Source organism: Edaphobacter sp. FHG110511_03, from assembly GCF_059115365.1.
The window spans coordinates 571,542-583,842 of record NZ_JBZYWL010000001.1 but is presented as its reverse complement, the minus strand read 5'-3'; the positions used below and the strand labels follow the sequence as shown (position 1 = coordinate 583,842).

Below are 12,301 nucleotides of genomic sequence, written 5' to 3'. Positions count from 1 at the left end.
CTTCGCCAAATACATGAAGCATGCCGTCCTCGAACCGATGGGAATGAAGGACAGTACCTTCCATGCTCCACTACCGCCGCAACAGGTCAAAGATGCAGCCACGTCGTACACCGGAAAAGGAACGCCAACACTTCCCGAAAAGTTTGTAGAACCGAATCTGGCTGCCGGCGGATTATGGACAACCCCCACGGATCTTGCGAAGTTTCTTCTTGAGATTCAAAGGGAGTATGCAGGCACATCGCATAAGGTTCTTCACCAGCGAACATTCAAACGATGATCGAGCCCGGAACGGATCAGGAAAAGACGAGTTATTGGGGACTTGGCTTTGAGGTTGGTGGCAGCCCCGATCATCGGTATGTCCGACATGAAGGCTCGGCTTATTTCCAGGACGATATGGTTGCGTACCTCCAAGGCTCAGGCATTGTTGTCATGACCAGCGGAGGGGGAGGAGGAGCGCTTGCAGAAGAACTCATCCGCAGTGCTGGGACTGTATATGACTTTCCGGACTTCAAGCCGATCGAACATTCAGTTGTCGCCATTGATCCGTCGGCTCTTTCTCGTTTTGTTGGTACCTATGGTTATGTCAAGGTGGCGATGAATGAAGATGGGCTTACTGCTGAAATTCCTACCGGTTCGACACCAGCCCGACTTTATCCGGAATCGCCGACGCACTTCTTCGTGCTTGATGAACCGCAGGAACTCACATTTAGTGTGGACGCCCAGCACAACGTCACTGGTGTCGATTTCAGCACGCCACTAGGCCATCACCCGCTGGAGAAGAGCGAGGCGCACTAACTCTTCGAGGAAGAACATCGTATCCGACGAAGTGACTTTCAACCGCTGGACCCCGCCCTCAATGCTCGCCTCTGAAGCCTCGCGGCCTGCAGGAATCTATAATCGAGTGTTGACGAATGGAGATGGGTGAACGATGACGATTGGGCAGAAGATCGACGCCGACATAATTACGGCGATGAAAGCGAAGGAAGAGCACAAGCTGACGACGCTGCGGATGGTGAAGTCGGCGTTGAAGAACAAGGCCATCGATAAGCGCGCGGAGTTGACGGATGCCGAGGAGTCCCAGATTCTTACGACCCTGATCAAGCAGCGCCGCGAGTCGGTGGAGAGCTTCACCAAGGGCAACCGCCCTGAGCTTGCCGAGAAGGAACGAGTCGAGATTGCGATGATCGAAGGCTATCTTCCGAAAGAGGCGGGCGAAGACGAGATCCGCTCCGTGGTGCAGGGAGCCATCGCTCAGCTTGCCGAGGCTGGAACCAAGCCCGGTCCGAAGGATATGGGCGCTGCGATGAAGATCATCCAGCAGCGAATTCTGGCCAATGGGCTGCGCGCCGACGGCAAGCTGGTGAGCGAGCTGGTGAAGGCAGAGCTGGCGAAGTAGCTTTGCTCCGTAAAAGCTGTCAAGGGGCGAGAGCCGGGACTTGTTCGCAAATTGCTCAATTGGCTTGAGTTGTCGGTAGCCGCATTTTGCCGATTAGATTGCCTGGGATTGCTATCCTGAACGGGTAGAGAAAATTGATGGAAGACGAGGGGGGATGCCTGCGCAGGCATCCCCCTTTTTTTGTCTTCAGGGGAGCTGGGCATGGAGGAGTTTCGATACAGCGAGGCGGGGTACAGGCTGACGAAGGAGTTCGAGGGGTGCGTCCTGAAGGCCTATGCCGACCAGGGCGGGGTATGGACGATCGGTTATGGCCACACGGGCCCGGAGGTGAAGGCAGGGCTTGCGATCACGCAGAGCCAGGCGGACGAGCTGCTGGAAGGCGACATCGCAGAAGCTGCAGGATGCGTGCGACGGCTGGTGCAGCGACCCATTCAGCAGAACCAGTTCGATGCGCTGGTGGACTTTGTCTTTAACCTGGGCTGCTCCAGCTTGGCGGGATCGACGTTGCTGGGCTGCGTCAATGCAGGCCGATTCGAGGAAGCCGCCCTTGAGTTTCTGCGCTGGAATCATGTTCACGGCACGGTGGTGAAGGGTCTGACGAGGCGCCGGGAGGCTGAGGCGGATCTCTTCCGGAAGGCCGTCTAGCCGTTCGCGGCAGCACCGGATTAGGATGACCTGTCGTTTCTGGAGGTGCTATGGCTGAGCCGATCAACGGAAAGATCTGTTATCTGGAGATTCCTGCAACGGACGTCGCTCGCTCGGCGGAGTTCTATAGCCGCTCCTTCGGCTGGACCCTCCGGCAACGTGGGGACGGTGCAACGTCCTTCGACGACACTACGGGCCAGGTAAGCGGATCGTGGGTGACGGGCAGGCCGCCGCAGTCTCCGGGGCTGATGGTCTACATCATGGTGGAGGACGCTGAGGCGGCGATCAAAAAGATCGAGGCGAACGGCGGCGAGATCGTGCAGCCAATCGGCGGCGATCCTGGGGAGATTACGGCACGGTTTCGCGATCCGGGTGGAAATATTCTGGGCATCTATCAGGAGCCTGTGCGCTCATAAAGTCAGCGGCGACGGGACCAGTTCAGCTGTGCCCCGGCCATGATGGTACGGCCTTGTACGGGCACGCCGGGGACCTCCTGATAGGACGTGTCGGTGAGATTGAGGACGCGCACGTAGGGGCGGATGCGTCCGGTATTTCGGGCGAGGGCTACGTCCCAGAGCGGGTAGGGCGACTGCGCGGTCTTCTGGATGACGGCAAGTTGCGAGCGCGCGACGAGCTGGCCGGGGAACTCGCCGGTCCATGCGATGAGGGCGGATTGCGCGGCGTAGTTGAAGGCGTATTCGGAGATGAGGCCCGGCGGGGGCGAGGTTGCCTGCACGGCGGTGTAGCCCACTTGAAGCTGCTGCGAGCGAGGCAGGCGCAGACGCATGTTGGTCTCGGCCCCGTTGTAGGAGAAGTTGGCTACGTTGGTGGCCTGCCAGGGCTGCGAGAGATCGTACTTCGAATAGTCGATGCCGTTCTTCTGGTGAAGGCTGAAGCCGGTGGCGGTGAGGGTGAAGGGAGCGGAGGACGGGGTCCAGTCGATGCCGCCCTCGTAGCTCCAGGAGGATTCGGGCTTGAGGTTGGGATTGCCGATGGTGGTGGGGTCGGAGTAGTAGAGATCGAGGTAGGTGGGAAGCCGATAGCCGTGGCCCACGGAGCCGCGGAGACGCAGCGTGCCGGTGAGCGAGTATGCTGCGGCGAGGTTGGGTGAGAAGACTGAGTCGCCTCCGGAGAAGACCTGTTCGCGCGCTCCGAGCGAGAGGGAGAGGCGCTTCAGCGAGCGCAGCGACAGGTTCGCATATCCCGCGCCCTGGTTGCGGGCGTGGATTCCGAGATTGGTGCTGTGAATGGAATCGCCGTTGGCCTCAAGACCGTAGGAAAGCGTGGTGTTGGTTCCGAGAGCATCGGCTCGCCGCAGCGCGCCCTGCCAGGCCGTGGTGATGTGGTTGTTGCGGTAGTAGTTGGGGCGGTCGAGCAGAAGGACGAAGAGATCGGTGTGGCGGCGATAGGCAAAGCTGGCCGAAGTACGTTGGCCCAGCTGCTGCTGCAGGGCCGCGAACCAGCCTTTGGTGCGCTCCCAGGAGTCGTAGGCTCCGTAGAACTGGTTGGCTCCGTAGGGGCGGTCGCTGGTCGCGAGGAGGATGTCGGTGGTGCCGGGCTTGAAGACGCTGAGCCAGGTCTCCGAGGAGAGCGCATTGCTTGAGTAGTTGCGGTCGGGCATGAAGCCGTTGGAGGTGTCACGGCTGCCGGTGAGCTGCTCGCTGACGCTCCGGGTGCTCAGGTCGGCGCGGAGGTGGTTTTCGAGCGAGCCGTAGTTGCCTGCGCCGGATTTGGCGATGAGGGTGAAGCGCGTATCGGGCAGGGGACGCTCGGTGATGAGGTTGACGGCTCCTCCGACGGCGTCGGAGCCGTAGAAGGTGGAGCCGGAGCCGTGGAGCACCTCGACGCGGGAGAGGGCATTGAGGGGAACGGAGATGTCGAGATTGAGATGGCCGGTCTCGGGATCGTTGACGCGAAGGCCGTTGACCAGGATCAGCGACTGCTCGAAGGTGGTGCCGCGGATGGAGAGATCGGCCTGCACGCCATTGCCGGCGCGCGACTGCAGGTTGACGCTGGTGTCCTGCCGCAGGTAATCGGTGACGTTGTTGTAGAGCAGCGGCTGCTCGCGGGTGTCGAGCGTCATCACGGAGCGGTTGGACTCCGAGAGCGGGATGGGTGGGATCGCCGTGGTCACGGTGACGCTCTGCGGGTCTGCCGTTGTATGGGCTGGTGGCTGGGAAGCAGGCTGGGGCTGCTGGGCCGCGAACGGTACCGAGGCAAGGACGAGAAACAGGATGGGCCTAAGAGGGTGCACAGGAAGATGATCTCCGAGACGGGGCTGGTTGCGGGGGTAATTTGGTTCGCATGTAAGTAGTTGATCGATTCAACTAAAATCGATTTCGAGGGAGAAAGGCAGCCATGCGAATTGAATCGTTCCTCGAGCAGAGTCCGGTCTTTCAGGCCGGGCGGATGGCGCGGCGGATGGAGAGCTCGTTGAATGCTCTGCTCGAGCAGGAGGGGGTGACCTTCTCGGAGTCGCTGATGCTGGCGGCGATCTTTCTTGAAAAGAAGCGTGTGAGCCCGTCGGAGCTGGCGCGGACGTTCGAGACGACGCGTGGCAATGTGAGCCACGCGATCTCGTCGCTGGAGGCGAAGCGCCTGGTGAAGCGGCGGATCAATCCGGAGGATGCGCGCGGATTTCTACTGGAGCTGGAACCGGCCGGGAGAAGACGGGCGGCGCGAGTCGCGGCGATTCTCGACCGGATGCAGACGCGGATGGAAGAAGAGGTGGGAACGGCAAAGCTGGGGACGATGCTGCGGCAAATGGCCGATGTGGAAGAGTTATGCTCCCGGCTGGCCGATACGGTCAGAGAGGCAGGGCGCAAGCGTGCGGCGGGCGCATAGCACGGCCTGTTGGGAGAGGAGTATATTCCCCGGCCATCGAGGTAACCGCTATGCGAAAGATCATGTATGGGTTGGTGTTGTTCGCGCTTGCAACTCCACTTTTTGCCAAGGATCCTTTTGCAGGAACGTGGAAGCTTAACTACGAGAAGACCAGATACACGGTCGGCGCTCCTGCAACGGATGTGACCGTCGTGATTGAAGAGCAGGGCGAAAATCTTGTGGTGACGGCCACGGGCACGCGCGACGACGGTTCGCCGTTGTCGGTGAAGTACACCCTCCCCATCAAGGGAGGGGCAGGCACGGTTGAGTCTGGCGACTTCAACGGCATCAGCTCGAAGATGGTCGGGGACTTCGTTCGCGAGGTTCAGTTCACGAAGGATGGAAAAGAGCTGAGGACGCGTCGAATGGTCCTGTCGAAAGACGGGACCACCATGCAGACAACGGTAAAGGGAACCAACGCCACGGGCCACCAGGTTTCGGGCGTCGACTTTTTCGACAGGCAGTAGCGGCGCGAAAGACGTTGCCGGTCTGGCTTACTCGGGAATGATCTTCACGAAGACGCCGTTCGGCAGCGTCTGGCCGCCTAGAACATGCACAACACCGTCACGGGTGAAGCCGCGCAGCATGACGCCGGAACTCGCCGCCGAAGTGCGGGCGTCCGGATCCGGTGGAGTAGAAGACTTCGTTGGATAAGGCGTTGCCTTGAGAGGCGGAGGAGCGGGCTGGCCGGGAGCCTGCGGCCGCTTCATGCCGCGATCCATCGCCTGGTTGGCTAGCCGATCGGCGTCCTTGTTCTTGTGCCTAAGGGCGTGCGAGATCTCGAAGGCATCCAGCCGGGCGATGCGGTTCTTCGCCTCCTGCCACAACGGCTTCAGGTCCGGAGAGTTGACCCTGTACTTGCCCTGGATCTGTTTGACCATCAGCTCGGAGTCCGAGACGACCCGCAGCCGCCGGTGGCCATGTTCCAGAGCGTACTCCAGCACGGCCAGCAGGCCGGAGTACTCGGCGTAGTTGTTGGTGCGGATGCCCAGGAACTCGCTCAGCTCCGCCAGGGGTTCTCCTGCGGGGCCGGTCAGGACCGCTCCGTAGCCAGCGGGGCCTGGGTTGCCGCGGGCGCCTCCGTCGCAGTGGGCGTTGACCCAGCCGGTCTGGCCGGTCGAGGTAGAAGCAGGCGCATTCGAGAACAGGCTGGGAAAGGCCGAGCGAGAGGACATGACCCAAGTTTATAAGGAACAGATGCGATGGCGTGAGGTGGGTTGCCGGTTGATGTGCATTTCTGGAATCCATACTCTGAGTGCATGAAAATCCTCGATGTAACGCTGATGTTCCTTTCGTTTCTCGGAGCGGGAGTTTCAAGCGCGCAACCGAATGGTTCCGCGAAGGCACCAGGCTCCTTCGTCGAAGTGGATGGATCTCGCTTGTACTACGAGGAGTGCGGTACCGGGCCGAAGGCTGTGGTTCTGCTTCATGACGGAGTCGTAAATTCAGCTGTATGGGATGACGTATGGCCTACGCTTTGCAAACAATTCCATGTGATCCGTTATGACCGACGCGGGTACGGTCGCTCGCCAGCTACGAAGAAACCGTATTACGAAGCGGACGATGTTGCAGCCATCCTTCGCGATCGAAAGGTGTCTCAAGCAGCACTCGTCGGGAGTTCTCACGGCGGCAATATTGCTCTGAGTGTCGCGCTTCGATATCCAGCGCAAATCAGCGATCTGGTGCTGGTGGGTCCAGAGGCAGAGGGCTTCCCTTACTCAGAACACTTCATCCTGGCGCAAATGGAGTTTCAAAAAGCCAAAGACCCGACAGAAGTCAGGGTGAAAAACACCTATTTCATCGCGCCTGGAGACGATGCCGCCCGCGAACATCTTCGCAGATTGCTCAACGCCTCTCCGCAGGATCATAAGCACAGCGATATGCCGCTTCCGGAGAAACCGGTTTTTCCGTACGTGCGCGATCTTCGAATACCCACGCTCATTCTTACGGGTTCGGTGGATATTGCGGATAATCAGGCCGTTTCCGGGGCCCTAGCCATGTCGATCCCGGGAGCGGCTCGCGTGGTTGTGCCGGATACGGGACATCTGTTGTACCTCGAAAAGCCCCAGGTTTTCTCTTCTCTGGTCCTTGATTTCTTACGTCCCATGGATTTTAGAGAGTGCGACTTCTCTTTTTCATATGGAAATTGCACGGGGAACGGTCAGAGCTTCCTGCACTTGGCTCAAAACGGCACATCCGGGCAGGCTCTGCTTACCTTTCCAAGACGAGCGGGGTCTATTGAGACAGAAACATTGTTCCTGACTCCGGAGTCGGACGTATGAAGGCTGAAGCGATTGAAATGAATTTGGGAGGCCAGCTGGCCTCCAGACCTACTTCGATCCCCCGGGGTCGGCAGACCAGTCCTTTTGCGCTGGGTTTGCGGGATGCGGCGGTAGAATCGTTGCCAGGAATGGCAAAGGCAGCGGCTCAACCCGGCGCGAGAAACAGCAAGCTGACGCCTGCGCAGCTGGAGGCTCGCGCGCAGCAGCGCATCGAGGACGATGAGCTGATTCGCGAGGCCCAGAAGGGGCAGCGCGCGGCGTTCGACACCCTGGTCCGGCGTTACGACCAGAGCGTGATCCGGCTTGCGCTGCATATGCTGGGAAATGAGCAGGACGCCCAGGACGTGCACCAGGAGGCGTTCATCAAGGCGTACCGCCACCTGGGGAACTTCCGGTTCGAGTGCAGCTTCTATACGTGGCTTTACCGGATTGTTACGAATTTGTGTCTGGATCAGCTTCGTCGGCGCAAGAGCCGACGAGAGGATCCGGCGACCGTTCTCGACTCGAGCGGCGACGAGATGGACCTGATGGCCAACATCTCCGACGACCGGGCGATGTCGAACCCGGCCCGGGAGCTGGAGCGCAAGCAAATGGGCGAGCGCATCCTGGCCGCGCTCGACAAGCTGACGCCGCGGGAGCGGATGGTCTTTGAATTGAAGCACTACCAGGGATTGAAGTTGCGAACCATCGGCGAGATGTTGAATACGACCGAGGAGACAGCCAAGAACACCCTCTTCCGGGCAACCAGGAAACTCAGGGCGAATCTGGCGGAGTTGCGAGGAGCATAAGGCGATTTACAGCAGGACCAAAAACGGGCAGGCGGTACAGACCCAGAACGATGATGCGGAACGGCAATTTTTGAGGCTGGTAGAGGTATACGGAAATGAAGTGCGAGATGGCGAGAGACAGCGTAATCCTGGCGTACTACGGCGAACTGCCGGATGAGCTTTCAGGTGCGTTGGAACAGCATCTGATGACCTGCGAAGAGTGTCGCGAAGAGCTTAGCCTGCTGCAGGGCATGGAAACTCAAATGGCATCGCTCCCTGTAACGGAGCCGACTCCCAATCTGTTGGCGCAGTCGCGAATGCGTCTGGACGAAGCTCTGGATGCGATTCCGCCCCATGGTTTCCTCACACGGCTTCGAACCAACTTCTTCCTGTGGACGGGTCATGTTCGCAGCGCTCCGGCGCTGGCGACCCTGCTGGTCGGAGTGGGCTTTCTGGGCGGCAACTTTCTGAATCGCTACCAGGTGGCTCATCTGCCTGTGACGCCCCTGGGCCCGACGTACAGTAACCCCGCCCAGAGCGTGATCGCCAACATTACCGGAATTGAGCGCACCCCCGATTCGGAGCGGGTGCAGGTCCACTACAACCGCGTGGTCCCGGAGACCATGGAAGGGTCGCTGGACTCGAAGGACATTCGCGATCTGCTGATGAAAGGCACTACGGCCACGGCCGAAGGCGTTCGTGCGAACTCGGTCCAGTTGCTGGCCAGCGAGTGCAAGGCCGGCCACGAATGCCCTGCCCGTGAGGATGGCAAAGGCGTTCGCGCCGCGCTGCTGGTCTCCCTTCGCTATGACAAGGACGCGGGCGTTCGCCTGAAGGCTCTCGAAGGCCTGGAGAGCTTTATCGGTCAGGACCAGAGGGTTCGGGATGCCGTGCTCGAATCGCTGGCGCACGATCCCGATGCAGGGGTCCGGATGGCGGCGGTTGGCCTGCTTACCCCGGTCCAGCATGACTCCAGCGTCCGCCAGGTGCTCCGCACCGTCTCTACACAAGATGAGAATCCTTATATCCGCACCGTGAGCAACAACACGCTGCAAGGATCGGACTCCATTCAGTAGCCGTGTTACCGCGGAGATCGCTTCGACCTACGTTGAGATTTGCAAGGAAGACAAGATGAGGCACGCAAAATCGTTCGGCATTCTGGTTCTCGCAACGGGCGTTGGCCTAGTGAACGGAGCCGCGTCCGAGGCGCAGTCGAACCTGCTGCACGGCGATGCCATGTTCCGGATGGTGGGCCTTTCGAGCAAAACGCCCCAGGGCTATCTGGGGGTCGATTTGCGCGACCTCAGCGAGGACCAGATCTCAACTCTGAAGCTCAAGGACGCACAACACGGCGCCGAGATTGTGGGAGTGGATCACGACGGGCCTGCTTGCAAGGCCGGATTGCAGCTTCACGACATCATCCTGCAGATGAATGGACAGACTATCGAAGGAGAGGTGCAGCTTCGCCGCATGCTGCGCGACACGCCGGCGGGCCGCCAGGTCACCTTCGTGATCAGCCGCGACGGTCAGCAGCGCACCGTACAGACGCAGCTGGCGAATCGGGAAGAGGTCGAGCGGCAGGCGTGGGAGAAGCACTACACCGTTCCGGATCCTTCCGGCAACTCTTCCGCCTATACCCCACGCGCGGGAAACTCCTTCCTTCCGCCTTCCAAGTCCGCCTCGGTTAAAGGAACGCATACCTTCCTTGGCACGACCATGCTGGTCAGCTCCTCCTATACCGGGGCGAAGCTGGAGGTGATGGGGCCGCAGCTGGCGGAGTTCTTCGGAGCCCAGGGAAGTGCCGGCCTGCTGGTGCGGAGCGTCGAGCCCAACAGCCCCGCAGCCGATGCCGGCATCAAGGCCGGTGACGTAGTCGTCAAGGTGAACTCTGTCGAGGTGGCTAACGGCAACGACTGGTCGAAGACGATTCACGACAACCGTGGCAAATCCGTAAGCGTCCAGGTCCTTCGCGATAAGAAGGAGCAGACCGTGACCCTGATTCCCGACTCCAAGAAGCGCTCCTCCGTCGAGCCGTGGGCCAATCTGGAGGGCTTCTTCGGCAACACTCCGGGCGCCGAGCAGACTCGAGCCACGCTGGCCGAGCTGGAGCCGATGCTGGACGCCATCTCCGCGCAGATGCGCAACAGCCTCGAAGAAGTTCGCGATACTCCCGAGATGAACCAGATGATGGCGAGGCTCAATGCCTGGTCGGACAACCCACAGTTCCGGCGCCAGATGGTGCTCGCTCGGCAGCAGGTCGCGGCTGCGGCGGCGCGGATGCGAATGGACTCTCCCGAGGTCCGCGACAGGATCAACGCTCTGCACCAGCAGATGCGGAACGTGATGCAGCTGGACTGACGCGAAGCTCTTCGACCCGTTCTACCAATAAAACGCCCCGTTCCATCCTTAAGAGGAAGTGCCTGTCCTGGCCCGGATCTCCCGTAGTTACTCCCTAAATCGGCCAATCCGATATACTTAACCCTGACTATGGCCCCTGCCCAGACCACATCCCTCAAGCCACCGAGCAGCGCAAGGCGGCGTTGGAAGGCTGCGACCCGCAAGATTCGCGAGCTGACCTCCATCGGCTCGGCGCTGGTTTCGACCGGCCATCCGTACATGGCGCAGATCGTACCGATGCGGCGTTGCAATCTGGCCTGTACCTATTGCAATGAATACGACGATTTCTCCGAAGCGGTGCCGCTGGACGAGATGCTGCGTCGCATCGATCACCTGGGCAGGCTAGGGACCAGCGTGATTACCATCTCGGGCGGAGAGCCGCTGCTGAACCCGCATCTCGACGAGATCATCGCTCGCATCCGCAAGAACGGCGCGATCGCCGGCATGATCACCAACGGCTATCTGTTGATGCCTGACCGCATCCAGAGGCTGAACCGCGCCGGGCTCGATCACATGCAGATCTCGATCGATAACGTGATGCCGGATGCGGTCTCCAAGAAGAGTCTCAAGGTTCTGGACAAGAAGCTGCAAATGCTGGCTGAACACGCCGAGTTCCACGTGAACATCAATTCGGTGGTGGGCGGCGGAATCGCGAATCCCGACGACGCACGTGTGGTCTCCGAGCGAGCCCTGGGGCTCGGGTTCAGCTCCACTATCGGAATCATCCACGACGGCACCGGCCAGTTGAAGCCTCTCGGCGATGCTGAACGCAAGGTGTGGGACAAGGTGCGCTCGATGACGCGGCGCAGCTACTCGCGCTTCAACCACTTCCAGGAGGCGATCGCCAACGGCAAGACCAATGACTGGCGTTGCCGTGCCGGAGGTCGATACCTGTACATCTGCGAGAACGGCCTGGTGCACTACTGCAGCCAGCAGCGCGGCTTTCCTGGCGTTCCTTTGGCCGAGTACACCACCGCCGACGTCAAGCGAGAGTTCCTGACCGAGAAGGGCTGTTCCCCGGGTTGCACCATCAGCTGCGTTCACCAGGTCAGCTACATCGATCACTGGCGCGCCCCGCAGAAGGACATGGTGACTCCGGGATCGTCGCATGACGCAGGGTCTCAGGAGCTGGTGCAGATTCAGTAGCGAGTAGAAGCATCGTTGTACTGGAGGCAGGATGCGCGCATCTCGTTTTGTCGCACTGCTGTTTTCCGTCGCGCTCCTCGCGCCCTGCGCGCAACCGCAGGCGGCTCCTTCACTGACTCCCCAGACAGGCGACCAGCGTCCTACGAGCACACCTTATTCCGGCGATCTCTCCATCTTTGAATACCCGGATCGCGCCAAAAAGCTCCAGATCGATCGCGTGATGGATCTGCTCGGCATCAAGGCGGGAAAGAACGTCGCGGACATCGGCGCCGGTTCGGGATGGTTCACGGTTCGGGCTTCGAAACGCGTTGGTCCCACCGGTGCGGTGCTTGCGGAGGACATCAATCCCCTTGCCATCGAATTCATCGGCAAGAGGGTCAAGAAGGAAGATCTCGACAATGTACGGACTGTTCTCGGAAGGCCCGATGATCCGATGCTTCCTTCCGGAAGCGTGGATGCCGTGCTTCTGCTGAAGGTCTATCACGAGATCGCGCATCCGGTGGATTTCATGAAGAAGCTGCGGCCTGCGCTGCGAGAGGACGGCAGAGTCGGGATCATCGACAAGAATGGTAATGGCGCCAATCACGGCCTCGACCACGACGTGGTCGAAAAGGAGATGGGCGAGGCAGGATTCCGCCTGAGCGCGACCTACGACTTCACCAAGGCCGATGGCCAGGACTACTTCATGATCTTCGTCGCGAAGTAAGCGACCGAGCTCCCGCAATAGAGGGCCCTGGTCGCTGATGGATGAAAAGCGCACCGGCAAATCAGGCAATCACCGGTGC

At 60.3% G+C, this 12,301-nt stretch carries 15 protein-coding genes; 13 read left to right on the top strand and 2 right to left on the bottom strand.

Features of this window, described 5'->3' with window-relative positions; all coding sequences use genetic code 11:
- Positions 1–13: 13 nt before the first annotated feature.
- From AC5S26_RS02290 to AC5S26_RS02270, 5 genes are all read left to right on the top strand, one after another.
- Positions 14–277 carry a serine hydrolase gene (locus tag AC5S26_RS02290; protein ID WP_494183231.1) on the top strand — a complete coding sequence of 88 codons (264 nt, stop codon included), beginning with the start codon at positions 14–16 and terminating at the stop codon, positions 275–277.
- Positions 274–795, top strand: a complete 522-nt coding sequence (locus AC5S26_RS02285) for a hypothetical protein (RefSeq protein ID WP_494183230.1) — start codon at positions 274–276, stop codon at positions 793–795. Before AC5S26_RS02290 ends, AC5S26_RS02285 begins: the two co-directional genes overlap by 4 nt.
- Positions 796–928: 133 nt before the next feature.
- Entirely contained in the window at positions 929–1,396 is a 468-nt protein-coding gene (locus AC5S26_RS02280; protein WP_494183229.1) for a GatB/YqeY domain-containing protein, read from the top strand.
- Positions 1,397–1,597: 201 nt separating this feature from the next.
- The gene (locus AC5S26_RS02275) at positions 1,598–2,041 is read left to right on the top strand and encodes a lysozyme (RefSeq protein ID WP_494183228.1); all 444 of its coding nucleotides are present in this window, start codon (positions 1,598–1,600) and stop codon (positions 2,039–2,041) included.
- A 50-nt stretch (positions 2,042–2,091) separates the two neighbouring features.
- Positions 2,092–2,457, top strand: coding sequence for a VOC family protein (locus AC5S26_RS02270; protein WP_494183227.1), 366 nt, complete (start codon positions 2,092–2,094; stop codon positions 2,455–2,457).
- Positions 2,458–2,459: 2 nt separating this feature from the next.
- Here the strand turns inward: AC5S26_RS02270 and AC5S26_RS02265 are convergent, their stop codons facing one another.
- Positions 2,460–4,295, bottom strand: a complete 1,836-nt coding sequence (locus AC5S26_RS02265; RefSeq protein WP_494183226.1) for a TonB-dependent receptor plug domain-containing protein — start codon at positions 4,293–4,295, stop codon at positions 2,460–2,462.
- A gap of 104 nt (positions 4,296–4,399) precedes the next feature.
- Between AC5S26_RS02265 and AC5S26_RS02260 the strand changes: the two genes are divergently transcribed.
- Both AC5S26_RS02260 and AC5S26_RS02255 read left to right on the top strand, forming a co-directional pair.
- A complete protein-coding gene (locus AC5S26_RS02260; RefSeq protein WP_494183225.1) occupies positions 4,400–4,885 on the top strand; it encodes a MarR family winged helix-turn-helix transcriptional regulator in 486 nt (161 codons plus the stop codon).
- Positions 4,886–4,935: 50 nt separating this feature from the next.
- A complete protein-coding gene (locus tag AC5S26_RS02255; RefSeq protein WP_494183224.1) occupies positions 4,936–5,391 on the top strand; it encodes a hypothetical protein in 456 nt (151 codons plus the stop codon).
- Positions 5,392–5,418: 27 nt separating this feature from the next.
- On the opposite strand, the gene AC5S26_RS02250 is transcribed toward AC5S26_RS02255, so the two are convergent.
- Positions 5,419–6,099: a ribonuclease HI family protein gene (locus tag AC5S26_RS02250; protein ID WP_494183223.1), complete on the bottom strand. Its 681-nt coding sequence runs from the start codon at positions 6,097–6,099 to the stop codon at positions 5,419–5,421.
- Positions 6,100–6,183: 84 nt separating this feature from the next.
- On the opposite strand from AC5S26_RS02250, the gene AC5S26_RS02245 reads away from it, so the two are divergent.
- From AC5S26_RS02245 to AC5S26_RS02220, 6 genes are all read left to right on the top strand, one after another.
- Entirely contained in the window at positions 6,184–7,206 is a 1,023-nt protein-coding gene (locus AC5S26_RS02245) for an alpha/beta fold hydrolase (RefSeq protein ID WP_494183222.1), read from the top strand.
- Positions 7,203–7,994: an RNA polymerase sigma factor gene (locus tag AC5S26_RS02240; RefSeq protein WP_494183221.1), complete on the top strand. Its 792-nt coding sequence runs from the start codon at positions 7,203–7,205 to the stop codon at positions 7,992–7,994. Before AC5S26_RS02245 ends, AC5S26_RS02240 begins: the two co-directional genes overlap by 4 nt.
- 107 nt (positions 7,995–8,101) lie before the next feature.
- The gene (locus tag AC5S26_RS02235; protein WP_494183220.1) at positions 8,102–9,049 is read left to right on the top strand and encodes a HEAT repeat domain-containing protein; all 948 of its coding nucleotides are present in this window, start codon (positions 8,102–8,104) and stop codon (positions 9,047–9,049) included.
- 55 nt (positions 9,050–9,104) lie between these two features.
- Positions 9,105–10,331 (top strand): PDZ domain-containing protein, encoded by a 1,227-nt coding sequence (locus AC5S26_RS02230; RefSeq protein WP_494183219.1) that lies wholly within the window; start codon positions 9,105–9,107, stop codon positions 10,329–10,331.
- 129 nt (positions 10,332–10,460) lie between these two features.
- Complete coding sequence (locus AC5S26_RS02225; protein WP_494183218.1) at positions 10,461–11,516, top strand: radical SAM protein; 1,056 nt, start codon at positions 10,461–10,463, stop codon at positions 11,514–11,516.
- Between the two features lie 31 nt (positions 11,517–11,547).
- Entirely contained in the window at positions 11,548–12,222 is a 675-nt protein-coding gene (locus AC5S26_RS02220; protein ID WP_494183217.1) for a class I SAM-dependent methyltransferase, read from the top strand.
- Positions 12,223–12,301 lie beyond the last annotated feature (79 nt).

Coding starts and splice junctions, on each gene's coding strand:
- AC5S26_RS02250 (WP_494183223.1), bottom strand. CDS start 6,099: ATGTCCTCTCGCTCGGCCTTTCCCAGCCTGTTCTCGAATGCGCCTGCT.
- AC5S26_RS02245 (WP_494183222.1), top strand. CDS start 6,184: ATGAAAATCCTCGATGTAACGCTGATGTTCCTTTCGTTTCTCGGAGCG.
- AC5S26_RS02235 (WP_494183220.1), top strand. CDS start 8,102: ATGGCGAGAGACAGCGTAATCCTGGCGTACTACGGCGAACTGCCGGAT.
- AC5S26_RS02290 (WP_494183231.1), top strand. CDS start 14: ATGAAGCATGCCGTCCTCGAACCGATGGGAATGAAGGACAGTACCTTC.
- AC5S26_RS02240 (WP_494183221.1), top strand. CDS start 7,203: ATGAAGGCTGAAGCGATTGAAATGAATTTGGGAGGCCAGCTGGCCTCC.
- AC5S26_RS02260 (WP_494183225.1), top strand. CDS start 4,400: ATGCGAATTGAATCGTTCCTCGAGCAGAGTCCGGTCTTTCAGGCCGGG.
- AC5S26_RS02225 (WP_494183218.1), top strand. CDS start 10,461: ATGGCCCCTGCCCAGACCACATCCCTCAAGCCACCGAGCAGCGCAAGG.
- AC5S26_RS02270 (WP_494183227.1), top strand. CDS start 2,092: ATGGCTGAGCCGATCAACGGAAAGATCTGTTATCTGGAGATTCCTGCA.
- AC5S26_RS02280 (WP_494183229.1), top strand. CDS start 929: ATGACGATTGGGCAGAAGATCGACGCCGACATAATTACGGCGATGAAA.
- AC5S26_RS02255 (WP_494183224.1), top strand. CDS start 4,936: ATGCGAAAGATCATGTATGGGTTGGTGTTGTTCGCGCTTGCAACTCCA.
- AC5S26_RS02220 (WP_494183217.1), top strand. CDS start 11,548: ATGCGCGCATCTCGTTTTGTCGCACTGCTGTTTTCCGTCGCGCTCCTC.
- AC5S26_RS02230 (WP_494183219.1), top strand. CDS start 9,105: ATGAGGCACGCAAAATCGTTCGGCATTCTGGTTCTCGCAACGGGCGTT.
- AC5S26_RS02275 (WP_494183228.1), top strand. CDS start 1,598: ATGGAGGAGTTTCGATACAGCGAGGCGGGGTACAGGCTGACGAAGGAG.
- AC5S26_RS02285 (WP_494183230.1), top strand. CDS start 274: ATGATCGAGCCCGGAACGGATCAGGAAAAGACGAGTTATTGGGGACTT.